The organism is Streptomyces sp. JLBG701 (assembly GCF_058544905.1).
In genome coordinates, this window is record NZ_CM178588.1 from 4072847 (window position 1) to 4095267 (window position 22421).

At 70.2% G+C, this 22421-nt stretch carries 20 protein-coding genes; 15 read left to right on the forward strand and 5 right to left on the reverse strand.

Annotation, left to right across the window (positions count from 1 at the left end):
- Positions 1 to 48 precede the first annotated feature (48 nt).
- From AC5DRG_RS18645 to AC5DRG_RS18660, 4 genes are all read right to left on the reverse strand, one after another.
- Positions 49 to 414 (reverse strand): hypothetical protein, encoded by a 366-nt coding sequence (locus tag AC5DRG_RS18645; RefSeq protein WP_491811670.1) that lies wholly within the window; start codon positions 412 to 414, stop codon positions 49 to 51.
- 135 nt (positions 415 to 549) lie between these two features.
- Positions 550 to 843 (reverse strand): hypothetical protein, encoded by a 294-nt coding sequence (locus AC5DRG_RS18650; protein WP_491811671.1) that lies wholly within the window; start codon positions 841 to 843, stop codon positions 550 to 552.
- Between the two features lie 8 nt (positions 844 to 851).
- Positions 852 to 1499: a hypothetical protein gene (locus tag AC5DRG_RS18655; RefSeq protein ID WP_491811672.1), complete on the reverse strand. Its 648-nt coding sequence runs from the start codon at positions 1497 to 1499 to the stop codon at positions 852 to 854.
- The gene (locus tag AC5DRG_RS18660; protein WP_491811673.1) at positions 1496 to 1735 is read right to left on the reverse strand and encodes a hypothetical protein; all 240 of its coding nucleotides are present in this window, start codon (positions 1733 to 1735) and stop codon (positions 1496 to 1498) included. Before AC5DRG_RS18660 ends, AC5DRG_RS18655 begins: the two co-directional genes overlap by 4 nt.
- A gap of 352 nt (positions 1736 to 2087) precedes the next feature.
- Between AC5DRG_RS18660 and AC5DRG_RS18665 the strand changes: the two genes are divergently transcribed.
- The 14 genes from AC5DRG_RS18665 (at position 2088) to AC5DRG_RS18730 (ending at position 20900) form a co-directional block, all read left to right on the forward strand.
- Positions 2088 to 2921, forward strand: a complete 834-nt coding sequence (locus AC5DRG_RS18665; protein ID WP_491811674.1) for a hypothetical protein — start codon at positions 2088 to 2090, stop codon at positions 2919 to 2921.
- 244 nt (positions 2922 to 3165) lie between these two features.
- Entirely contained in the window at positions 3166 to 4377 is a 1212-nt protein-coding gene (locus AC5DRG_RS18670) for an ROK family transcriptional regulator (protein ID WP_491811675.1), read from the forward strand.
- Positions 4378 to 4486: 109 nt separating this feature from the next.
- Positions 4487 to 5824 carry an ABC transporter substrate-binding protein gene (locus AC5DRG_RS18675; RefSeq protein WP_491811676.1) on the forward strand — a complete coding sequence of 446 codons (1338 nt, stop codon included), beginning with the start codon at positions 4487 to 4489 and terminating at the stop codon, positions 5822 to 5824.
- Between the two features lie 2 nt (positions 5825 to 5826).
- A complete protein-coding gene (locus AC5DRG_RS18680; protein ID WP_491811677.1) occupies positions 5827 to 6768 on the forward strand; it encodes a carbohydrate ABC transporter permease in 942 nt (313 codons plus the stop codon).
- Between the two features lie 4 nt (positions 6769 to 6772).
- On the forward strand, positions 6773 to 7666 hold the full coding sequence (locus AC5DRG_RS18685; RefSeq protein WP_491811678.1) for a carbohydrate ABC transporter permease: 894 nt from the start codon (positions 6773 to 6775) through the stop codon (positions 7664 to 7666).
- An 8-nt stretch (positions 7667 to 7674) separates the two neighbouring features.
- The gene (locus AC5DRG_RS18690) at positions 7675 to 8940 is read left to right on the forward strand and encodes a 6-phospho-beta-glucosidase (RefSeq protein WP_491811679.1); all 1266 of its coding nucleotides are present in this window, start codon (positions 7675 to 7677) and stop codon (positions 8938 to 8940) included.
- Positions 8931 to 9902 carry an N-acetylglucosamine kinase gene (locus tag AC5DRG_RS18695; protein ID WP_491811680.1) on the forward strand — a complete coding sequence of 324 codons (972 nt, stop codon included), beginning with the start codon at positions 8931 to 8933 and terminating at the stop codon, positions 9900 to 9902. Before AC5DRG_RS18690 ends, AC5DRG_RS18695 begins: the two co-directional genes overlap by 10 nt.
- A 245-nt stretch (positions 9903 to 10147) precedes the next feature.
- Positions 10148 to 11650, forward strand: coding sequence for a GlnX family signal transduction membrane protein (locus tag AC5DRG_RS18700; RefSeq protein WP_491811681.1), 1503 nt, complete (start codon positions 10148 to 10150; stop codon positions 11648 to 11650).
- Positions 11651 to 11679: 29 nt separating this feature from the next.
- Positions 11680 to 12714 carry a glutamate ABC transporter substrate-binding protein gene (locus AC5DRG_RS18705; RefSeq protein ID WP_491811682.1) on the forward strand — a complete coding sequence of 345 codons (1035 nt, stop codon included), beginning with the start codon at positions 11680 to 11682 and terminating at the stop codon, positions 12712 to 12714.
- Positions 12715 to 12827: 113 nt separating this feature from the next.
- Positions 12828 to 14159 (forward strand): coiled-coil domain-containing protein, encoded by a 1332-nt coding sequence (locus AC5DRG_RS18710; protein ID WP_491811683.1) that lies wholly within the window; start codon positions 12828 to 12830, stop codon positions 14157 to 14159.
- Positions 14159 to 16729 (forward strand): serine/threonine-protein kinase, encoded by a 2571-nt coding sequence (locus tag AC5DRG_RS18715; RefSeq protein WP_491811684.1) that lies wholly within the window; start codon positions 14159 to 14161, stop codon positions 16727 to 16729. Before AC5DRG_RS18710 ends, AC5DRG_RS18715 begins: the two co-directional genes overlap by 1 nt.
- A gap of 3 nt (positions 16730 to 16732) precedes the next feature.
- A complete protein-coding gene (locus AC5DRG_RS18720; RefSeq protein WP_491811685.1) occupies positions 16733 to 18070 on the forward strand; it encodes a PP2C family protein-serine/threonine phosphatase in 1338 nt (445 codons plus the stop codon).
- Between the two features lie 90 nt (positions 18071 to 18160).
- The gene (locus AC5DRG_RS18725; RefSeq protein WP_491811686.1) at positions 18161 to 19507 is read left to right on the forward strand and encodes a vWA domain-containing protein; all 1347 of its coding nucleotides are present in this window, start codon (positions 18161 to 18163) and stop codon (positions 19505 to 19507) included.
- A gap of 94 nt (positions 19508 to 19601) precedes the next feature.
- Positions 19602 to 20900 carry an FHA domain-containing protein gene (locus AC5DRG_RS18730; RefSeq protein ID WP_491811687.1) on the forward strand — a complete coding sequence of 433 codons (1299 nt, stop codon included), beginning with the start codon at positions 19602 to 19604 and terminating at the stop codon, positions 20898 to 20900.
- Positions 20901 to 20915: 15 nt separating this feature from the next.
- On the opposite strand, the gene AC5DRG_RS18735 is transcribed toward AC5DRG_RS18730, so the two are convergent.
- Positions 20916 to 21908, reverse strand: a complete 993-nt coding sequence (locus tag AC5DRG_RS18735; protein ID WP_491811688.1) for a methyltransferase domain-containing protein — start codon at positions 21906 to 21908, stop codon at positions 20916 to 20918.
- A 95-nt stretch (positions 21909 to 22003) separates the two neighbouring features.
- Between AC5DRG_RS18735 and AC5DRG_RS18740 the strand changes: the two genes are divergently transcribed.
- A complete protein-coding gene (locus tag AC5DRG_RS18740; RefSeq protein ID WP_491811689.1) occupies positions 22004 to 22408 on the forward strand; it encodes a globin in 405 nt (134 codons plus the stop codon).
- The last annotated feature ends 13 nt before the right edge of the window (positions 22409 to 22421 follow it).

Sequence of the window (22421 nt, forward strand, 5' to 3'; positions counted from 1 at the left end):
TCCGATCACCCCCTCCAGCATGACGAGCGAGCCTGATGTGAAGCCTCGCTACGCCCACACCAGCGCCACCCCGACCCAGACCGAGAAAAGAACCGCCAGCACCAGCCGAGCCACCACCGCCCCCTCCACCGCCCGGCGCATGCGGCGGGACGGGAGTGCGCGTAGGGCCCAGGTGACGGGGATGCTGAGCAGGGCCGCGCACGCCACCACGACGTAGGGGGAGTTGAAGGCGGACTCCGGTTCGCCCGCCTCGTCCGGGCCGTCCGCCAGGTTGTGCAGGGCCGACACCACCGCCCACATCCAGGCGCACGCGGCTGTCAGGACGGTCTCGAACAGGGCGAAGAGGACGGGGCGCCGCCTCGACAGTTCCCATGCGGTGGGCGTACGACCAGATCTCTGCACGGCACTCGACACGTGACCGTCCCCCCACTTCACGTCAACCGGCGCTGCCACCGGCCCCGTTGGATCGTGCGGGCCCGCCGATCGTCGACGAGCGCCAGGTCATCGTCGTATGGCGAGACCCCGAATGCCAGGGGGCAGGGCTGCCGTTCAGTCGGCGGTCGTCGCTCCGGGCGATGCGTCGTCCTTCTGCTTCCTTCTCTTCAACGGGGCCCAGCGGCTCAAGCTCAACGCCACCACCCCCAGAAAGAACAGCAGCAGGTCCCAGTCACCCGTCACCGGCAGTACGCGGAGTCCATACACGCCGTAGCACAGCATCGCCACGCCCAACCACCGCGGTCGATCCGCCTGCCCGAACCCCCATACCAGCCGCCCGGACACGACCATCGCGAGTCCCGCCGGCAGCAGGACGCAGCTCAGTACGACGACGCTGTACTCGTACACCCTGCCTATCAACTCGGCTCCAGTGTCACGAGTTTGCGCGCTACCGCATCCCCATCAACCGCCACCAGCCCCAGCTCCCTGGCCAGTTCGCACACCACCACGAACGGAGCCCCCTTCCGCAGTCCCGCCACTCCCAGGTTGTCCTCCCCGTCCCCGACGTCGAGGACGACGGTGCACGGGCCCGAGGTGGCCGGAGCGAAGGTCAGTGAGCCCCAGACCGAATGGTCCCGGCGGCCGAGACGGCGGCGGAACGTGATCGCCTCCGGTATCGCTTGCCGGCCCTGCTCCGCGACCAGGAACATCCGTTCCGTCGCAGCCAGTTGGTCGCGGACCCGGTCCTGCCAGCCGTCCGCGCAGGGCACCGCACGGAGCACATACGTCTGCCGATCGCCCAGCACGTCGCCGGCCGGCACCAGGCCGAGGCCGCGCGCCCGGCGGCGCAGGAGCAGGTAGGCCGCGGCAGCCCACGTCAGGCTCACGGTCCCCCACGCCAGAAGGGCCTTCGCCACTTCCCAGGCCACCCCGCCCACGGTGAATCCGTCATCCAGAATGGTGATGACCAGCATCCCGCTCATGAGCGGAACGCAGCTGGCCAACGCGGCCCGCCAGCACGACAGCAACGCCTTGAGCGTCGTAAACGCCGTCAGTTGCTTCATCGGCCATCACCGCCGCACACCAAGTCGTAGGCCTCCGCCCGGACGGCCACACCGGAACAGTCGAGGACGAAGCTCGCCTCTACGAGCCGGGTCCCCCTGGCCGCACGCCCCTCCCCCACACCCCCGGTCGGCGGGCGGCCGTCGTCGCCGCCCACTCTGCAGGACACGGCGGCCGCCGCCAGCAGGCAGGATGCCGCCGTCAAAGAGAGGAGTCGGCGTCTCCCTCTGCGTCTCATCGGTCTTCTCCTGCTCGTCGGATCTGGCGGGATCAAAGAGCAGGAACCTGTGGATGTTCTTGTCTCGCGGAGCTTTTGGCGATCCCGGCGACCCATTCCTGTGACAACACCGTGTGAACGCTGTCCAATTGCCGACCGCGCAACGGGCCTAGGGCCTGCGATCGCTCACAATACTTGCCTGACCTGCGACTTCAGAGATCGTGACGAAGACGTGATGCGTCGATCGAATTAATCCTCTTCACATGATCCCCGCGTTCCCGTCACACCCGTGAACCATCTATCGTCACCCCAACAGCGGGCCCTTGTTCTGGAGCTCAACGCCCAGGGGCCCGCTTCGATTGTGGGGAATTACATGCGCAAGCTCGCCATAGGCGTCGCCGTGTCCGGCGCCCTGGCTCTGACCGGCCTGGCCGCGCCCGCCGCGCTGGCCGCGACGCCGGATCTCACCTTCGCCGACGTGACGGTCAACAACGGCAAGGCCATCTCGTTCGGCACCACGGCCACGGTGAAGGTCCCGGTCACATACACGCTGACCCGCCCGGCCGACCTGGTGATCGACTACAAGAACAACGCCGCGGTCATCATGCTGTACCGCGGCACGCTCGCCGGCATCCAGAACGAGATCGAGAGCGACGCCTCGCCGACCTGCACGACGACGGCGACGACCGACACCACCGTGACCGAGTCCTGCTCGGACACGATGACGGTCGACCCGTACGAATACCTCTACGCGGCCGCGGACGCGACCACGTGGAACGTCGGCGCCCTCTACGGCCAGGTCGCGTCGGACTCCGACGACTCCGACAACCACATCAGCTTCTCGTACAGCTACGACATCTGGGGCGGCCTCGGCAAGGTCCAGGTCAAGCGGCTCGCCAAGCTCACCACCAACGCCACCCCGGAGCCGGTGAAGAAGGGCAAGACCCTCACCGTCAAGGGCGCGCTGACCCGCGCCAACTGGGAGACCAGCAAGTACTCCGGCTACAAGGGTCAGTCCGTGGCCCTCCAGTTCAAGGCCAAGGGCAGCGACACCTACACGACCGTGAAGACGGTGACGTCCGGCACGGCCGGCGCCCTCTCCACCACGGTCAAGGCCTCGGCCGACGGCTCCTACCGCTACAAGTTCGCGGGCACCTCCACGACCGCCCCGAAGACCTCCACGGGCGACTACGTCGACGTGCAGTAGTCGATACGCGGCTCGCTCCACCGTCGCTTCGAGGGCTCCCCTTCTCCTGGGGGAGCCCTCGCTGCGTTTCCCGTTCCCCCGCAAGTAACGACTTTGTTGCCGCCCGCTCCCCCCATTGACGCCCCCACCACTGGAGGCCTACTTTCCTCCCACCGATAGGAAACTTTCCTAACAGTGATCGATGAGAAGCTGAGCAGCCAAGCAACCGAGCCGCTGATCAGTCGAAAGGGCAGGTGTCGTCCCCATGGCAGGAACCGCCGGTACGCCGGGCACCCCGCGCGTCCTGCGCGCCATGAACGACCGTGCCGCCCTGGACCTCCTCCTGGAGCACGGCCCCCTGTCCCGCACGCGGATCGGCAAGCTCACCGGCCTCTCCAAGCCGACCGCGTCGCAACTGCTGGCCCGCCTGGAGGCGGCCGGCCTGGTCCTGGCCACCGGCACCAGCGAGGGCCGCCCCGGCCCCAACGCCCAGCTGTACGAGGTCAATCCGACCGCCGCGTACGCCGCCGGGCTCGACGTCACCCCCGAACGCATCCGCGCCGCCGTCGCCGACATCACCGGCAGGACGGTCGGCGAGTACGAGCTGCCCACCCCCGGCAGACGCCCCGCCCAGCCCGTCGCCCGCCAGGTCACCGACGCCCTCGACGGAGCCGTCAAGGCGGCCGGCCTCGCCCGCGGCGACCTCCACCGCCTGGTCATCGGCACCCCCGGCGCCTTCGACCCCAACACCGGCCGACTGCGCTACGCCTCCCACCTGCCCGGCTGGCACGCCCCGACCCTCCTCGACGAACTCGCCGCCGCCCTGCCGATGCCGGTCGAGTACGAGAACGACGTCAACCTCGCCGCCGTAGCCGAACAGCGCCTCGGCGCGGCCCGCGGGCACGACGACTTCGTCCTCCTGTGGAACGAAGGGGGCCTGGGCGCCGCCCTGGTCCTCGGCGGTCGGCTGCACCGCGGCTGGACCGGAGGCGCCGGCGAGGTCGGCTTCCTGCCCGTGCCGGGCGCACCCCTGGTCCGCCAGGTCACCAAGGCCAACAGCGGCGGTTACCAGGAGCTGGCGGGTTCGCAAGCCATCCCCAAGCTGGCCCGTGAGCTCGGCATCGGCGACATCCCGACGGGCCCGTACGCCGAGGTCGCCGCCGCCCTCGTCGAGCGGGCCGCCGGTATCGACACCGGGCCTCACCGACAGCTCCTGGAGACCTACGCGACGCACCTCGCGACCGGTCTCGCCTCCCTCGTCTCCGTCCTCGACCCCGAACTCGTCGTCCTCAGCGGCGCCTCACTCACCTCCGGCGGCGACACCCTGCGCGCCCTCGTCCAGGCCGAGTTGGAAGAGCTGGCGGCGTCCCGTCCCCGTCTTGTCGTCGGCGACGTCCACGAACACCCCGTACTGCGGGGCGCGTTGGAGAGCGCGCTGGCGACCACCCGCGACGAGGTCTTCGACACCTCGCGCTGAACCCCCGTACCCACCCCCCTCTTTCACCCCCTTTCACCCCACCCCCCTTCTTGCACCACCCCCTTCACCGCCCTCACCCTGCCCTGCCCTGTCCTTGGGAGACCTTGCCATGCCCGGAATATCCCGAAAGGCGGCCGTCGCGCTCGCCGCCTCCGCTTCCCTCGCCCTTCTCACCAGCGCCTGTACCGGCCAGTCGTCCTCCGGCGCCGATGACGACGCGTCCACTGAGACGACCATCAACTTCTGGCACGCCTGGAGCGCGCCCGCCGAGGTGAAGGCCGTGAAGGCGCTGGTCGCCGGCTTCGAGAAGGCGCACCCCAACATCCATGTCAACGTCGTCGGCAACATGACGGACGACAAGATCAACCAGGCGCTGCGCGCGGGCGGCTCGAAGGCGCCCGACGTGATCTCGTCGTTCACCACCAACAACGTCGGCAAGTTCTGCTCGTCGGGCGCGCTCGTCGACCTCAACCCGCTCTTCGAGAAGTCGGGCATCGACCCGGAGACGACCTTCCCTAAGGCGATGAACGAGTACACCCAGTTCGACGGCAACCGGTGCTCCGTGCCGCTGCTGGGCGACGCGTACGGCCTCTACTACAACAAGACGGCGTTCAAGAAGGCCGGCATCACCAGCCCGCCCAAGACCTGGTCCGAATTCGAGGCAGACGCCAAGAAGTTGACGATCACTCAGGGAGCCTCGTACAAGCAGCTCGGCTTCATGCCGAACTACCACGGCTGGGAGTCCACCACCGAGCACTACCTCGGTCAGTTCTCGCCGACGTACTTCGACAAGGACGGCAAGTCGACCATCGCGACGGACCCGGCCGTCACCGCAGGTTTCACGCTCCAGAAGAAGCTGGTCGACGAACTCGGCGGCTACAAGAAGCTGGAGACCTTCCGCGCCACCCTCGGCGACGAGTGGGGCCCCAAGCACCCCTTCCAGACCGGCCAGGTCGCCATGCAGCTCGACGGTGAGTGGCGCCTGGGCATGGCCGTGGACGCGGGGACCGACTTCGAGATCGGCGTCGCCCCGCTGCCCGTCCCCGACGACCAGGCCGACCAGTACGGCAAGGGCTACATCACCGGCACCATCGCCGGTATCGCCGCAACCAGCCAGAAGCAGAACGCGGCCTGGGAGTTGGTGAAGTACATGACCACGGACACGGACGCGGTCGTCTCCTTCTCCAACGCCATCCACAACGTGCCGTCCACGCTGGCCGCCCTCAAGTCCCCGAAGCTGAAGTACGACCCGCGCTTCAAGACGTTCCTCGACATCGCCGCGAACGCGAACTCGACCACGTCCCCCGCGTCGGTCAACGGCGGCGTCTACCTCGCCACGATCCAGAACTTCGGCTACGAGTACGAGAGCGGAAAGGCCACCGACCTGAAGAAGGGCCTTGAGGACACGGCCAAGCAGATCGACACGGACATCGCGCAGGCGAAGTAACGATGAGCACCATCACGTTGGCCTCGAAGCGCCGCCGGTCGGCGCTTCGTACGGCCGCCTTCATGTCGCCCTGGCTGATCGGCTTCGCGGTCTTCTTCGCGTACCCGATGATCTCGACGGTCTACTTCTCGTTCATGCACTACGACGGCTTCAAGCCGCCGACCTGGAGCGGAACGAAGAACTGGACGTACGTCTTCGAGCACTACCCCTACTTCTGGCCCGCCCTGCGCAACACCCTGTGGCTGGTCGTCATCATGGTGAGCCTCCGCGTCCTGTTCGGCCTCGGCATCGGCATGCTCATCACGAAGATCAAGACGGGTACGGGCGTCTTCCGCACCCTCTTCTACCTGCCCTACCTCGCCCCGCCGGTCGCCGCGACGATGGCGTTCGCGTTTCTCCTCAACCCCGGTACGGGCCCGGTGAATTCGATGCTGGAGAAGATCGGCATCCCGGCGCCCGGCTGGTTCAACGACCCCACCTGGTCCAAGCCGGCGCTCACCCTGCTGGCCCTGTGGGGCATCGGCGACCTGATGGTCATCTTCATGGCCGCGCTGCTCGACGTACCGAAAGAGCAGTACGAGGCGGCGGAGTTGGACGGCGCGTCGGCGTGGCAGCGCTTCCGCTTCGTCACGCTGCCGAACATCTCGCCGATCGTGATGTTCGCGGTCGTCACCGGCGTGATCCAGGCGATGCAGTTCTACACACAGCCACTGATCGCCGGAAAGGTCGCCTCGGGTGTGATCCAGGGCGCGGGCACGCAGTTCGAGCCCGGCTATCCGGAGAAGTCCACGCTCACCCTCCCCCAACTCGTCTACAACCTCGGCTTCCAGCGCTTCGACTACGGCTCCGCCTGTGTCGTGGCCCTGGTCCTCTTCGCCCTGTCGATGGCGTTCACCGCGCTTCTGATGCGGCGCCGGGGCGGGCTCATCCAGGCAGGTGACTGACCCCATGACCCAAGTACTGGACAGGCCGGTGGAGTTGAAGACCCCGGCCTCACCCGCCGAACGCACCGCCCGCCGCAAGGCACTCCTGGAGTGGATCGCGGTCCACTCCCTCGGGGTCGCGGCCGCCCTCTTCTTCACGCTCCCCTTCGTGTTCGTGTTCCTCACCTCGCTGATGAGCGACTCGCAGGCCCTCAGCCGCGACCTGATCCCGGACACCTGGGAGTGGGCCAACTACAAGAAGGTCTTCGACACCCCCGGCTTCCTCACCTGGTGGAAGAACACGCTGATCTACGCCGGTCTCGGCACCGTCCTCAGCGTCGTGTCGTCGATCCCGGTGGCGTACGCGCTCGCCAAGTTCCGCTTCCGGGGCCGGAATCTGTCCCTGATGCTGGTGATCTCGATGATGATGCTGCCGCCTCAGGTTGTCATCATCCCGATGTACCTGTTCTGGGCGAAGCAGTTCGACCTGTCGGGCACGCTGTGGCCGGTGATCATCCCGATGGCGTTCGGCGACGCGTTCTCGATCTTCCTGCTGCGGCAGTTCCTGATGACGATCCCGAACGAGTACCTGGACGCGGCGAAGGTGGACGGCTGCGGGGATCTGAGGACCCTGCTGAAGGTGGTCCTCCCGATGGCGAAGCCTGGGATCGCGGCCGTGGCCCTCTTCCAGTTCTTCTACGCGTGGAACGACTACTTCGGCCCGCAGATCTACGCGTCGGAGAACCAGGGCGCGTGGACCCTGAGTTATGGCCTGGAGTCGTTCAAGGGCATGCACCACACCGACTGGAACCTCACCATGGCCGCGACCGTGCTGGTCATGGCCCCCGTGATCCTCGTGTTCTTCTTCGCGCAGAAGGCGTTCGTCGAGGGCGTCACGCTCACCGGAGTGAAGGGTTAACAGCACTCATGAAACTCACTGTTGTAGGCGGAGGCTCGACCTACACGCCCGAACTCATCGACGGCTTCGCGAGGTTGAGGGACACGCTCCCCATCGAGGAACTGGTGCTGGTCGACCCGGCTCCCGAACGCCTGGAGTTGGTCGGCGGACTGGCGAGGCGCATCTTCGCCAAGCAGGGTCACCCCGGCCGTATCGTCACGACGTTCGACCTGGACGCGGGTGTCGAGGGTGCCGACGCGGTGCTGCTGCAACTGCGCGTCGGCGGCCAGGCGGCCCGTGAGCAGGACGAGACCTGGCCCCTGGAGTGCGGCTGCGTCGGCCAGGAGACCACCGGCGCGGGCGGCCTCGCCAAGGCGCTGCGGACGGTCCCGGTGGTCCTCGACATCGCCGAACGGGTCCGCCGTACGAACCCGGACGCCTGGATCATCGACTTCACCAACCCGGTCGGCATCGTCACGCGTGCCCTGCTCCAGGCGGGCCACAAGGCAGTCGGGCTGTGCAACGTGGCGATCGGCTTCCAGCGGAGGTTCGCGGGCCTGCTCGGCGTGGCGCCGTCCGAGATCCACCTCGACCATGTGGGCCTCAACCACCTCACCTGGGAGACGGGCGTACGGCTGGGCGGCCCCGAGGGTGAGGACGTCCTCCCCAAACTCCTGTCGGAGCAAGGCGATTCGCTCGCCGCCGACCTACGGCTGCCACCCGCGCTACTGGAACGCCTGGGCGTGGTCCCGTCGTACTACCTGCGCTATTTCTACGCGCACGACGAGGTCGTACGGGAGCTGCGGACGAAGCCCTCCAGGGCCGCCGAAGTGGCCGAAATGGAGCGGGAGTTGCTGAAGATGTACGGCGACCCCGAACTGGACGAGAAGCCCGCGCTGCTCGCCAAGCGCGGCGGCGCCTACTACTCGGAGGCGGCGGTGGACCTGGCCGCGTCGCTGCTGCGCGGGGCGGGAAGCACGTACCAGGTGGTGAACACGTACAACAAGGGCACGCTGCCGTTCCTGCCGGACGACGCGGTGATCGAGGTGCAGGCGGCGGTCGGCAGGAGGGGCGCCACCCCCCTGCCGATCCCGGAGGTGGACCCCCTGTTCGCGGGCCTGATGGCGAACGTGACGGCGTATGAGGACCTGGCCCTGGAGGCGGCGCTGCACGGCGGCCGGAACCGGGTCTTCCGCGCCCTTCTCTCCCACCCCTTGATCGGCCAGTACGAGTACGCCGAACCCCTCACCGACCAGCTGATCGCGCACAACCGGGAGCATCTCGCGTGGGCCTGACCGCAAGTGTCCTCGCCATCGACGCGGGCAACAGCAAGACCGACGTCGCGGTCGTGGCGGCCGACGGGGAGATCCTCGCCACGGCACGCGGCGGCGGGTTCCGGCCGCCGGCTGTGGGCGTGGAGACGGCGGTGAACGCGCTGGCTGAAGCGGTGGCGCGGGCCTTCACCGCCGCGGAGGTCTCCGCCGTCACCCACGTCTCCGCCTGCCTGGCGAACGCCGACTTCCCGGTGGAGGAGGAGCAGTTGGCGGCCGCCCTGCACGCGCGCGCGTGGGGCACGACGGTCGAGGTGCGCAACGACACCTTCGCGATCCTGCGGGCCGGCATCACCGAGCCGCGTGGCGTCGCGGTGGTCTGCGGCGCCGGCATCAACTGCGTCGGCATGCGCCCCGACGGCCGCACCGCCCGCTTCCCGGCGCTGGGCCGTATCTCCGGCGACTGGGGCGGCGGCTGGGGCCTGGCGGAGGAGGCCCTGTGGCACGCGGCACGCGCGGAGGACGGCCGAGGCGGTCCTACGGAGTTGGCGCGCACCCTGCCGGCCCACTTCGGCCTGGATTCCATGTACGCGCTGATCGAGGCTCTGCACCTCGAACACGTCGAACACACCCGCCGCCACGAGTTGACCCCGGTCCTCTTCGCCACGGCAGCGGACGGCGACCCGGTGGCCCGCTCGATCGTCGACCGCCTGGCCGAGGAGGTGGTGGCGATGGCGACGGTGGCACTGACGCGACTGGAGATGCTGGAGGAGGAGACGCCGGTGTTGCTGGGAGGCGGCATCCTGGCCGCCCGACACCCTCAACTGAACGACGGTATCGGTGAGTTGCTGGCATCTCGGGCTCCGAAGGCGGTTCCGCAGGTGGTCACGGCAAGTCCGGTGCTGGGTGCGGTTCTGCTGGGGTTGGACCGGGTGGGGGCGGGGGCGGGGGTGCAGGAGAGGGCGCGGGCGTACTTCGAGGCGTGAGCGCGGGTGCATTGGCAAAGCTGGCGGTATCTCTCGACGCCGGTCCAGGTAACTTCAGCCCGTCCGGCGTTTGAGGACAAGGCCCGTTCAGGGCCGGAGCGGGGGTCTGGGGGCGCAGCCCCCAGGGAACCGAACAGATTCCCAAGGCGTATTCATGGGCAGGGGGTGACCGGGATCCTGCTCAGCCGCCGGCAGGCACGTGCGGATGTCAGTCCCGGCAGCGATACTTGCGGCGACGGATGACCATGGGGGAGGTCAAAGTGACACACCCGCCGAAGAGCAGCGCGGCGCCACCAGGATCAGCTGTGCCCACGACGCCGGCTGTACCACCGCAGTCCGAACGCCCGGCGCTGCCCGCACCGCCCGCACAGCGAGGCTCGTCCCCGGTGCCCGGCGGCACGCCCGACGCCTCGACGCCCACCCGTCGTACGGCGTTCGCCGAGGGCGTGGACCAGTTGCGCGCGGCCGCCACCACCGAGCCGGGCCGGCTGCGCATCATCGGCGCCCTTCTCGCCCTGCTGGTCGTCGCGTTCGGCGCGGTCACCGCCTGGCAGACGGCCGACCGCGCGGCCGCCGCCGACGACGTCCTGCACAGCAGCCAACCCCTGAGCTCCGCGGCGGCCGACATCTACCGCTCGCTGGCCGACGCCAACACCGCGGCTTCCAGCGGCTTCCTGGCGGGCGGCCAGGAGACGAAGGTGACCCGCGACCGCTACGAGCAGGACATCAGCACCGCCGCGGAAAAGCTGGTCACGGCCGCGGCCAACTCGGAGCCCGACTCCCCGGCCGCGGACACGATCTCGAAGCTGAACCGGATGCTGCCGGAGTACAAGGGCCTGGTGGAGCGGGCCCGGACGTACAACCGCCAGGGCTTCCCGGTGGGCGGCGCCTACCTGCGGTACGCCAACGAGAAGATGCAGCAGGACATGCTCCCGGCGGCGGAGGACCTCTACAAGAGTGAGAACGAACGCCTGCGTGCCGACTACGCCGACGCGACGCCCTACCCCTGGGCTGCGATAGCCCTCGGCGTCCTCGTGCTCGCCGCACTGGCGTGGGCCCAGCAGCGCAACTACCGGCGTACCAACCGCGTGCTGAACCACGGCCTGGTCGCCGCCACCGCCACCGCCACGGTGGTCATGCTCTGGCTGGTCGTCGGTCACAGCGTCGCGCGCGCGGGCCTCAACGACTCCTACGACCACGGCGTCCGCTCGCTGAACGTGCTGCACGACGCCCGCATCGCCTCCCTCAAGGCGCGGGGCAACGAGAACCTGACGCTGGTGGCCCGCGGCGCGGAGACGGTCACGGTCGGCAAGGGCGACGCGGAGAAGACCGTAGACAAGTACGACTACGACTTCCAGAAGGACATGAAGACCCTCGGCGACGGCCTGGCGTTGGCCGAGAAGCTCGCCGACGACACCTCGGGCACGAAGCCGGTCACGGCGGCCGTCGGCAATATGACGGAGTGGAAGAAGCGGCACACCTCCGCCCACGCCGAGGACGAGAACGGCAACTACCAGCTGGCGCTGGACAAGGTGATCGGCGCCAAGGGTGCGACGGGCGAGTGCTTCGACAGCGTCGACACCAATCTCGCCAAGGCGCTGGCGCACGAGCAGACCGAGTTCCAGCAGTCGGCCGGTGACGGCCTGGACGCGATGACGGGGCTGTCGATCGGCGCCGCCGCACTCGCCGTGCTGGGCGCGGCCGGCGCGGTGCTGGGCATCGGGCGCAGGCTGTCGGAGTACCGGTGAGGAGCGCGAGGATGAAAGGAGGCGTGAGGATGCATGCACGACGTTTGCGGGCCGGCCTGAGGGGCTGGGGCGGTGTGGGTGCGATGGCCGTCGTCTGCGTCCTCACGGTCGTCTTCGTGCTGCTGCCGCTGACCCAGTCCCGCGGCGAGGGCAGCACGGGCACGGGCGGCACCGGTGGGGCCGTAGCCGTGCAGGCGCGGGCCGGGGATGAGTGCGAGGCCCCGGAGAAGCAGACGCTGTCCCCGTCGAGCGCGGACGGCTCCACGATCGAGGCGATCAAGAACCGCGAGGGCGAGAAGCGGAAGCTGATCGTCGGCGTCGACCAGAACAGCTACCGCTTCGGCTACCGCGACCCCAACAGCGGTTCGAAGTCGGTCGAGTTGGAGGGCTTCGACATCGACCTGGTCCACGCGATCGCCGAGAACATCCTGGGCGATCCGAACGCGGTCCAGTTCAAGGCGATCCCCACCATCCAGCGCATTCCGGCCATCCAGGAGGGCCGGGTCGACATGGTCGTCCGCACGATGACGATCAACTGCTCCCGCCTCGCCGATGTGGCGTTCTCCGCCCCGTACTTCAAGACCGGCCAGCAGGTCCTGGCCCCCAAGTCCTCGGACATCACGGGCTACGACGATTCGCTCGCGAACAAGAAGATCTGCACGGCGGCGGGTTCCACGGCGCACACGAAGCTGGAGGAGGACCAGAAGGCGGGCGATCTGGTCTCCTCCGCCGACATATCCACCACCGTCCCCAACCAGCTCGACTGCCTGGTGCGGCTCCAACTCGGCGAGGTGGACGCCGTGGTGACGGACGGCGCGCTCGCCGCGAGCCAGGCCGCGCAGGACCCGACGGTCGAGCTCAAGGGCGAGCCCTTCACCACCGAGTACTACGGCGTGGCGATGAAGAAGGACGCCGACGATCTGGTACGCCGGGTCAACCAGATCCTGGTGGACTACCGCGAGGACGGCTGGCAGGCCTCGTACGACAAGTGGCTGTCGGCGACACTGGGAAGCGACTCCGCGAAGTCGGAGCCGCCGGCACCGCAGTACCTGCGCACGAGCTGACAGGCACCACCGGACGGGCACCATCGGACGGGCGACAACCGACAGGCACAGCCACAGGCACAGACTGGCACCACGTCAGCCACCGGCTTCAACAAGGCAGCGAGAGGTGATCGATGGGCGTCACGGGACCCCCCGGGCCGGTTATGGACCGGGACGAGGTGGACCGTGCGCTGGCGCGGCTCGGCGCGGAGCACGAGGCGATCGAGACCTCGCTCCTCGCCCTGCAGGACCACGCGGGCCGCAGACTCCTGGAGGGCGCCCAGCTCACGGGCACGACCAAGGAGCGCTGGTCGGCCGCGGAGGCGTCGATCACCCTGCTGTGGGCGTACTTCGACGCGTACACGGACGCGATGCGCTCCGCGCGTGAGATCCGCTCGCGCCGCCGCTGGTCCAGCCGCGAGGACCTGGTCGAGCTGACGGAGCTGCTGCGCGGCGAGTCCGTCACGGTCGCGGGCTCCACCACCACGGCGACGGCGAACGCGCCGACCCTGACCGGTGGCGCGGGCAGGCTCAGCCACCACTACTCGCTGGTCGCCCTGGTCGAGCGGATGAACGAGCTGTACGCGACCTCCCTCGACATGGTCGTCGCCGCCGACGCGGTGTGGTCGGCGCTGCCCGCCCGTATCGATTTACTGGCCGCGGAGCTCCAGCGCACCCGCAAGCTGGCGCACTCCGTCGGCGTACGCCCGGGCGAGCACCCGGCGGGCGACGACCTGGAGCGCATCACCCGCACGCTGACGTCACTGCGCGAGCAGGTGATCTCGGACCCGCTCGCCTTCTGGGTCAAGGCGCAGGGCAGTTCGGCGCCCGGCGGCGGCCGCCCGGACACCACGGTGTACGACCGCGAGGCGCGCGCGCTTGAAGACGTGCGCCGGGAGATCGACGCCGTGCTCACCGTGCGGCAGGACGCGGAGGCGCGGCTGGTGAGGCTGCGGGACGTGCTGTCCCGCGCGGACCGCACGCTCGCCGAGGCACGCAACGCGCGTGGTGAGGTGCTCGCGAAGATCGCCGCCACGGAGGTGCCGGTCGTCAGCGGACCGCCGACCGTGCTGCAGGAGCAGCTGGCGACGGCCGCCGAGTACCGCCGACACGCGCAGTGGCACCGGCTGTCCCCGCTCCTTGAGTCGCTGGAACAGAAGGCGGAGGACGAACTGCTGCGCGCCCGCGAGTCGTTGACCGCGGTCACACAGCCACTGGCGGTCCGCGCGGAGCTGCGCGGCCGCCTCGACGCGTACAAGGCCAAGGTCGCCCGGCACGGCCTGGCGGAGGACCCGCTGCTGATCGAGCGCTACGACGCGGCGCGGCGCATGCTGTGGAGCGCGCCCTGCGACCTGCGCGTCGCCGAACAGGCCGTGCTGCGTTACCAGCACGCGGCCGCCGAGCAGTTCGGCAGCCCGCGCGTACCGCAGCCGGGCGGGCCCGAGGACCGAAGGGGGGACTCGTGATGAGTGAGGCACAACAGAAGTGTCAGCGGCCCGACTGCGACGGGTCGTACGAGGACATGGGCGGCGGCGAGCTGTACTGCGACACCTGCGGTCTCGCGCCGGTCGTCTCGTCTGGGGGTCCCCCCTCCGGGGGAGGCATGGTGGGCTCGCCGGCGACCGGCTCCACGGGTGGCGGCAAGGGCTCGGGCAGCGCCAGTTCGCGCGCCAGCGGCCGCAGCAGCCGTAGCTCCCGTAGTACGTCGCAGTCGTCGAAGTCGCGGCGCTCGGTGTCGGGACGCCTCTCGCGCTCCCTGTCGGGCAAGTCCACGGGCCGCTCGGTGTCGGTGCGCAGCTCCGGCTCCACCGCCGGTTCCTCGGGCCGCGGCCGGCTGGGCATGGGTCTGGTGCAGGTCCCGGAGGTGCCGAAGCCCGACCCGCGCGCGATGGTCCTGGAGAACCCCGAGGTGCCCGAGCGGAAGCGGTTCTGTTCGCGTTCGGACTGCGGGGCGCCGGTCGGACGCTCCCGCGGCGAGCAGCCCGGGCGCACGGAGGGCTTCTGCACCAAGTGCGGCAACCCGTACTCGTTCGTGCCGAAGCTGAACGCCGGCGACATCGTGCACGGTCAGTACGAGGTCGTGGGCTGTCTGGCGCACGGCGGCCTGGGCTGGGTCTATCTCGCGGTGGACCGCGCGGTGTCGGACCGCTGGGTCGTGCTGAAGGGCCTGCTCGACACCGGCGACCAGGACGCGATGGCGGCGGCGATCTCCGAGCGGCGCTTCCTCGCGGAGATCGAGCACGCCAACATCGTGCGGATCTACAACTTCGTCGAGCACCTCGACCAGCGGACGGGTTCGCTGGACGGCTACATCGTGATGGAGTACGTCGGCGGCAAGTCGCTGAAGGAGATCGCCAACGACCGCCGTTCGGCCGAGGGCAAGCGCGACCCGCTGCCGGTGGAGCAGGCCTGTGCCTACGGCATCGAGGCCCTTGAGGCCCTCGGCCATCTGCACAGCCGCAACCTCCTCTACTGCGACTTCAAGGTCGACAACGCGATCCAGACCGAGGACCAGCTCAAGCTGATCGACATGGGCGCGGTGCGCAGGATGGACGACGAGGAGTCGGCCATCTACGGCACGGTGGGCTACCAGGCGCCCGAGGTCGCCGAGGTCGGCCCGTCGGTGGCGTCCGACCTCTACACGGTCGCGCGCACCCTCGCGGTCATGACCTTCGACTTCCAGGGCTACACGAACGTGTTCGTGGACTCCCTGCCCGACCCCGACCACATCGAGGTCTTCCGCCAGTACGAGTCCTTCTACCGCCTCCTGGTCCGCGCCACCGACCCCGACCCGGCCCGCCGGTTCGCCTCCGCGCAGGAGATGGCGGAGCAGCTGACGGGTGTGCTGCGGGAGGTCGTGTCGCTCCAGACGGGGCGTGCGCGTCCGGCGCTGTCGACGCTCTTCGGGCCCGAACTGAAGGTCACGGACGCGGAGTTGTTCCCGAAGCTGGACGGCGACGTGTCACGCCTCGGGGCGCGGGTGGTGCGGTCGAAGAAGGAGCAGCAGAAGGAGCAGCGGCCCCAGCTCACCGCGGCCCCGAAGGCCGTCAACGGCAGCCCCGAGGCCCCTGGTGCCCCTGACACCCCCAGCCTCGTCAAGAGCGTCAACGCCCCCGCCGCGGCCCTCGCCCTTCCGGTGCCCCATGTCGACCCGAGCGACCCGAACGCCGGTTTCCTGGCCGGGCTCATGACGCCCGCGTCGGCCGAGCTGATCAGCGCGCTCCAGGCGGCGCCGAACGCTTCTCCGGAACTGCGGCTGCGTGAGCTGCGGGCCCGGCTTGAAATGGGTGAACTGACCAGCGCGGCCGAGGCACTTGATGCCCTGGAAGCCGACCACCCGGACGACTGGAGAGTGGTCTGGTACCGGGGCGTCGCCGCGCTGGCGACCGGCGAGCACGAGATCGCGGCCCTGTCCTTCGACGCGATCTACGACGCCTTCCCCGGCGAGCCCTCGCCGAAGCTGGCGCTCGGCCTGTGCGCGGAGGTGCTCGGTCAGCTCGACAACGCCGCCGAGTACTACCGCCTGGTGTGGTCGACCGACCCGAGCTATGTGAGCGCCGCGTTCGGTCTGGCCCGCGTCCAGCTCGCATCGGGCGACCGCCGTGGTTCCGTACGGACGCTGGAGTCGGTTCCGGAGTCGTCCATCCACTACACGGCCGCGCGCGTGGCGGCCGTACGGGCGCGGCTGCGGCAGCGTACGGCGGTGGCCGCCGACGCGCCGTTCCTGGAGGATCTGACCGCGGCCGCGGGGCAGGTCGAGGCGCTGGACGCCTATGGTCTGGACCCGGCGCGCCGCGAGCAGTTGTCGGCCGAGGTCCTCGGCTGCGCACTGGACTGGATACTCTCCAGTAGCCAGGGTTCCGCCCCTCCTGCCGCCGGGGGACGGGTGCTGCTCGGCAGTGGTCTGGACGAGCGTGGTCTCAGGTTCGGCCTGGAGCGCTCCTACCGGATGCTGGCCCGGCTCGCGCAGGGCGGCGAGGAGAGGATCGACCTGGTGGAACGTGCCAATCGTTACCGCCCCCGGACGTGGGTGTAGTTCATGTCGCAGATTCCCCAGTTGTCCGCCTGCCCGAGCTGCGAGGAGCCGCTCGAGTCGGGTGACCGCTTCTGCGGTGCGTGCGGATACGACCTGTCCGCGGTGCCCGCACGGCCGGACGACACCCCTACGCTCACCATGAACGGCTCGGCGCCGCATCCCCCAGGAGACCCGGACGTGGACTGGCCCATCGCCCCAGAACCGGGCGCCTTCGACACCCCGCCGCAGGTCCATCTGCCGACGGACATCCCGGGTACGGACTCGGGCGGCTCGGTGCTGCCCGTGGGGGCGCCACAGTCCCCGCCCACGGGATCCCCCGTGTCCCCGGCGTCCGGGGTGCGGTTCGACCGTCCGCCGGAGCCCGACGAGTACCCGCTCCAGGCGCCGGACCCGCGCGTGGCCGACGTGCCGACGCCGCCCGAGGGCACCAAGCTGTGCGTGGCGTGCCGCGCGGGCCAGGTCGACCACGACGGCTACTGCGAGAACTGCGGGCACGCGCAGCCGCGCGAACGCGACCACATGGAGCAGGAGTCGGGGCCGATCGCCGCGGTCAGCGACCGCGGGCTGCGCCACCACCGCAACGAGGACGCGTTCGCGATCGGCCGGGTCGCGCTGCCCGACGGCGCGCCCGCGCTCGTGTCGATCGTCTGCGACGGCGTGTCCTCGGCGACCCGCCCGGACGACGCCTCCCTGGCCGCGTCCCAGGCTGCGAGCCAGTCGCTGCTCGCCGCCCTGCCGCTGGGCACGCACCCGCAGCAGGCCATGCACGAGGCGATCGTCGCCGCCTCGCGCGCGGTCAACGCGCTGGCGGACGAACCGGCCACGGCCCGTGAGCACACCCCGCACCAGAACGCGCCCGCCTGCACCCTGGTCGGCTCGGTCGTCACGGCCGGCCTGCTGGTCGTCGGCTGGGTCGGCGACAGCCGCGCCTACTGGGTTCCGGTGGACCGCAACTCACCCCCCGCCCGGCTCACCGAGGACGACTCGTGGGCCGCGCAGATGGTCGCCGCGGGTCTGATGAGCGAGGCGGAGGCCTACGCCGACGAGCGCGCCCACGCGATCACGGGCTGGCTCGGCGCGGACGCGTACGAACTGGAGCCGCACACCGCTTCCTTCAAGCCGGACCGGCCGGGTGTAGTGGTGGTGTGCACGGACGGCCTGTGGAACTACGCGGAGGCGGCCGAGGAGCTGGCCGAGGTCATGCCCCTCGACGCCGCCGTGCGCCCGCTGCACTGCGCCCGGGTTCTGGTCGGCCACGCACTGGACGGCGGGGGCCACGACAACGTAACAGTGGCCGTCGTGCCGTTCCCCGCCCCGCCTATGGGGGCAGGATCGGCCTGAGGCCGCAGCGCAAAACGGACCGGAGGGGACCGGTCCGGACACAGTCGTCACCCCATCCCTGTGGGGTTTTCGAGGGGGATCAGAGTAGGCATGGCCAATTTCTCGAAGTCGAACGTGCCGCAGTTCTCGGTGGACGTGTACCAGAACGAGTTCCTGCCCGAGGGCGGCCGTGAGGTCAACGCGATCGTCACGGTCACCTCGACCGGCGGCGGCACGATAGGAAGCGCCGTCGCGTCGCCCCATCTCTACGCGCCGGGTCAGGGCCCGGACGCGGCCGTGGCGATCATGGTCGACTGTTCGGGGTCCATGGACTATCCGCCGACCAAGATGCGCAACGCCCGTGACGCGACGGCCGCCGCCATCGACACCCTGCGCGACGGCGTCCACTTCGCGGTGATCGGCGGCACGCATGTCGCCAAGGAGGTCTACCCGGGCGGCGGGCGCCTCGCGGTCGCCGACGCCACCACACGCGACCAGGCCAAGCAGGCCCTGCGGAAACTGAGCGCGGGCGGCGGTACGGCCATCGGTACCTGGCTGCGGCTCGCCGACCGTCTGCTGTCCTCGGCGGACGTCACCATCCGGCACGGCATCCTGCTCACCGACGGCCGCAACGAGCACGAGTCGCCGCAGGACCTCAAGGCCGCCCTCGACTCCTGCGCCGGACGTTTCACCTGTGACGCCCGCGGCGTGGGCACCGACTGGGAAGTGAAAGAAGTCACAGGCATCGCCTCCGCGCTGCTCGGCACCGCCGACATCGTCGCCGATCCGGCGGGCCTGGCCGCCGACTTCACGCAGATGATGGAGACGGCGATGGGCAAGGAGGTCGCGGACGTCGCCCTGCGGCTGTGGACGCCGGTCGGCACCTCCATCAAGTTCGTCAAGCAAGTCGCGCCCACGGTCGAGGAGTTGACCGACCGCCGCACCGAGGCGGGCCCGCGCGCCGGCGACTACCCCACCGGTTCCTGGGGAGACGAGTCCCGTGACTACCACGTCTGCGTCGAGGTCCCCACCGCCGACCTGGGCCGGGAGATGCTCGCCGCCCGCGTCTCCCTGGTCGTCCCGCAGCCCGACGGCACCACACAAAGCCTCGGCGCCCAGGGCCTCGTACGGGCCGTGTGGACCGACGACATGGTCGCGTCGACGTCGATCAACCCCCAGGTCGCCCACTACACCGGCCAGGCAGAACTGGCACAAGTCATCCAACAAGGGCTGGATCTACGCAAAGCGGGAGACATGGATGGAGCAACGGCCAAACTGGGTCGGGCCGTCCAGCTCGCCAACGACTCCGGAAACGCGGATACGGCGAAACTCCTTTCGAAGGTGGTGGACGTGGTCGACGCCGCGACAGGTACTGTGCGACTGAAGGCGAAGGTCGAAGAGGCCGACGAGATGACGCTCGAAACACGGTCCACAAAGACTGTTCGTGTAAAGAAGTGACCTAGAGAAACACCGATACAGACGCGAGCCTGGCCCCTCGGGGTTGGAGAAACCCGGTCATAACGGCCGGAAAAGGAGAGGGGGAAGCGCCGACATGCCGACCTGCCCGAACGGACACCAGTCGGGTTCCGACGACTGGTGCGAGGTCTGCGGTCACCGCATGGCCGGTGCCGTACCTCCGCCCCCGCCGCCCCCGCCCGGCGGTTACGGCTACCCCGGCGCACCCCCGCCGCCGCCCGGTCAGGGCGGGCGCTCGCACCTGTCCGCCGTACCGGACCCCGAGCCGGAGCTCTGCCCGCAGTGCCGCACGCCCCGCGAGGGCGGTGCGCCGTTCTGCGAGGAGTGCCGGTGGAACTTCCTGACGAACACGGCGACCTCGTACACCCCGGCGGCCCCGCGCCCGTCCGGCCCCGGCCCTGGTGGAGCCCCGCGCTTCCAGCCCCAGCCGCCCGGCCCGTCCTACGGCGGCGGTGACTCGTACGAGTACCAGGGCTCGCGCCCCTCGCAGATGAACCGGCCCGCCGAGCCGATCCCGCCGTTCGGCTCCGACCCCTCGAACCCCGGCGGCCAGTACGGCGGCGGGTACCAGGGCGGCCCCTCCGGTCCGCCCGGACCCTCCGGCCCTCCCGGACCGCCTGCGTTCGGCGCCGACCCCTCGCGGCCGGTTCCGCCGCCGCCCGGGCCCACGCCGCCCGCCGGCCCGGGTGCCACGAGTGGCGCTCCGCAGGCGTACCAGCAGTCCGGCCCGCCGGCCCCGCCCACGTTCCCGCAGGAGACCGGCCGCCCGCCCGGCGGTGGGTCCTTCGGTGGCGGTGACGACGACTGGGTCATCTCCCCGCCGGCCTCGACCGGCCCGCCCGGACCTCCTCCCGGCATGGGCGGACCCGGCGGACCCGGCACCGGTCAGATGCGCGGCGGTGGCTACGGCTATCCGCAGCCCGGCGCGACCCAGGCCCCGCCCGGCCCGGGGTACGGGCAGCAGCAGCCGACGACCTGGATGGCGACGATCGGCCCGGACCGCGAGTACTTCATGGCGATGATGCAGCGCTCCGGCCCCGAGGCCGCGGGCCTGAACCTGCCCGCGTACTCGCCCGAGCAGCAGCGCACGCTCACCGGCAACCAGATCACCATCGGCCGCCGCCGCCACTCCACCGGCGACACCCCCGACATCGACCTGTCGGTGCCGCCGGAGGACCCGGGCGTCTCCCACCAGCACGCGGTGCTGGTCCAGCAGCCGGACGGCAGCTGGGCGATCGTCGACCAGAACTCGACGAACGGTACGACGGTCAACGGCGGCGAGGAGCCGATCCAGCCCTTCGTACCGGTACCGCTGCAGGACGGGGACCGGGTACACGTGGGCGCGTGGACTACGATCACGATTCGCCGGGGCTGATCCCGACTCGGAGCATCACGGGAGGGGCCATGCGTACGGCCCCTCCGGGTCGTCCAGCCACGCCCATTCCCGCTCGCCGCTGACCGTGATGCCGTAGCGCTCACGCTGCGGCGCCCCTTCGCGCTCCCACAGCGCGAACGCCTCGTGCGGATCGAGGGCGCCGCGGGTCAGCGCCAGCAGGAAGCGGAACAGCTCGTGGTCCCTGGCCCGGCGCGGCACTCCGCCCAGGTGCGCGGACTCCGGCTCGGCCCTGCCCTCCCCGCGCAGGGGGACGAAGTAGGCGGGCGTGTGCAGGAACCTCCCTTCGGCGTGCCCCGCGTCCCGCACGTGCAGCGCGATCAGGCCCGTGGCGAGCGGTGCCAGGATCCGGGCGCCGGGTGTGCACTGGGCGAGCCAGGCGCGCGGCACCGAGGTCAGGGTGCAGGTCGCGATGATCCGGTCGAAGGGGGCGCGCTCTGGAACGCCGCGGGCGCCGTCACCGGTGACGACGGTCGGGTGATATCCGGCGGCGTCGAGGTGCCGGCGCGCAGCCTCGGTGATGTCGGGCTCCAGGTCGATGGTGGTGACGAGGTCGTCGTCGCCGAGCCGGTGCGCGAGCAGCGCCGCGTTGTACCCCGTCCCCGCGCCGATCTCCAGCACCCGGTCGCCGTCGGCCACCTCCAGCTCGACCAACATCTTCGCCATGAGCGACGGCTGGCTGCTGGAGGAGACCAGCTCCCCGTCGCGCAGCCGCGTGGCCAGCGGGGCGTCGGCGTACGCACCCCGCGCCCAGCGCTCCCGGGTGCGCCGGTCGCCGCTCTCCCCCCAGCGGCGTTCGTAGCCGCCCATGACGCCGACGTAGTAGTACGGCACGAACAGATGCCGCGGAACCGCCTCGAACGCCTCCCGCCACACCGGGTCCCCCTCGAAGGCCCCGCTCGCCTCGATCTCCCGCACCAGCGCGGCCCGCGCCGAAGCGGCAAGGTCGGCGAGGTCCTTGTCGTCCCGGTGGAGATCGTGCGTGCCCATATGTCCACTGTGCTGCGGGAAGGGCGATGAGGCGAGCGCCGACGGGTGGTCCTAGGCCTTGAGTCCTCCGTCTCCCCGTCTGAGACCATGGGTGGGTGAAAGAGATTCGGCGCGGCACGCTTCAGGAGCAGACCTTCTACGAGCAGGTCGGCGGGGAGGAGACCTTCCGCCGCCTGGTGCACCGTTTCTACGAGGGTGTCGCCGAGGACCCGATCCTCAAGCCCATGTACCCGGAGGAGGACCTGGGCCCCGCCGAGGAGCGCCTCACCCTCTTCCTCATCCAGTACTGGGGCGGCCCGACGACGTACAGCGAGAACCGCGGCCACCCCCGCCTGCGCATGCGCCACGCCCCCTTCACCGTCGACCAGGCCGCGCACGACGCGTGGCTGAAGCACATGCGGGACGCCGTCGACGAGCTCGGCCTCTCCGAGGAGCACGAGCGGACGCTGTGGAACTACCTGACGTACGCGGCGGCGTCGATGGTGAACACGCCGGGCTGACCCGCCTGGCTCC

Coding starts and splice junctions, on each gene's coding strand:
- AC5DRG_RS18715 (WP_491811684.1), top strand. CDS start 14,159: ATGAGTGAGGCACAACAGAAGTGTCAGCGGCCCGACTGCGACGGGTCG.
- AC5DRG_RS18665 (WP_491811674.1), top strand. CDS start 2,088: ATGCGCAAGCTCGCCATAGGCGTCGCCGTGTCCGGCGCCCTGGCTCTG.
- AC5DRG_RS18685 (WP_491811678.1), top strand. CDS start 6,773: ATGACCCAAGTACTGGACAGGCCGGTGGAGTTGAAGACCCCGGCCTCA.
- AC5DRG_RS18705 (WP_491811682.1), top strand. CDS start 11,680: ATGCATGCACGACGTTTGCGGGCCGGCCTGAGGGGCTGGGGCGGTGTG.
- AC5DRG_RS18710 (WP_491811683.1), top strand. CDS start 12,828: ATGGGCGTCACGGGACCCCCCGGGCCGGTTATGGACCGGGACGAGGTG.
- AC5DRG_RS18660 (WP_491811673.1), bottom strand. CDS start 1,735: ATGAGACGCAGAGGGAGACGCCGACTCCTCTCTTTGACGGCGGCATCC.
- AC5DRG_RS18675 (WP_491811676.1), top strand. CDS start 4,487: ATGCCCGGAATATCCCGAAAGGCGGCCGTCGCGCTCGCCGCCTCCGCT.
- AC5DRG_RS18690 (WP_491811679.1), top strand. CDS start 7,675: ATGAAACTCACTGTTGTAGGCGGAGGCTCGACCTACACGCCCGAACTC.
- AC5DRG_RS18725 (WP_491811686.1), top strand. CDS start 18,161: ATGGCCAATTTCTCGAAGTCGAACGTGCCGCAGTTCTCGGTGGACGTG.
- AC5DRG_RS18700 (WP_491811681.1), top strand. CDS start 10,148: ATGGGGGAGGTCAAAGTGACACACCCGCCGAAGAGCAGCGCGGCGCCA.
- AC5DRG_RS18670 (WP_491811675.1), top strand. CDS start 3,166: ATGGCAGGAACCGCCGGTACGCCGGGCACCCCGCGCGTCCTGCGCGCC.
- AC5DRG_RS18720 (WP_491811685.1), top strand. CDS start 16,733: ATGTCGCAGATTCCCCAGTTGTCCGCCTGCCCGAGCTGCGAGGAGCCG.
- AC5DRG_RS18730 (WP_491811687.1), top strand. CDS start 19,602: ATGCCGACCTGCCCGAACGGACACCAGTCGGGTTCCGACGACTGGTGC.
- AC5DRG_RS18680 (WP_491811677.1), top strand. CDS start 5,827: ATGAGCACCATCACGTTGGCCTCGAAGCGCCGCCGGTCGGCGCTTCGT.
- AC5DRG_RS18655 (WP_491811672.1), bottom strand. CDS start 1,499: ATGAAGCAACTGACGGCGTTTACGACGCTCAAGGCGTTGCTGTCGTGC.
- AC5DRG_RS18735 (WP_491811688.1), bottom strand. CDS start 21,908: ATGGGCACGCACGATCTCCACCGGGACGACAAGGACCTCGCCGACCTT.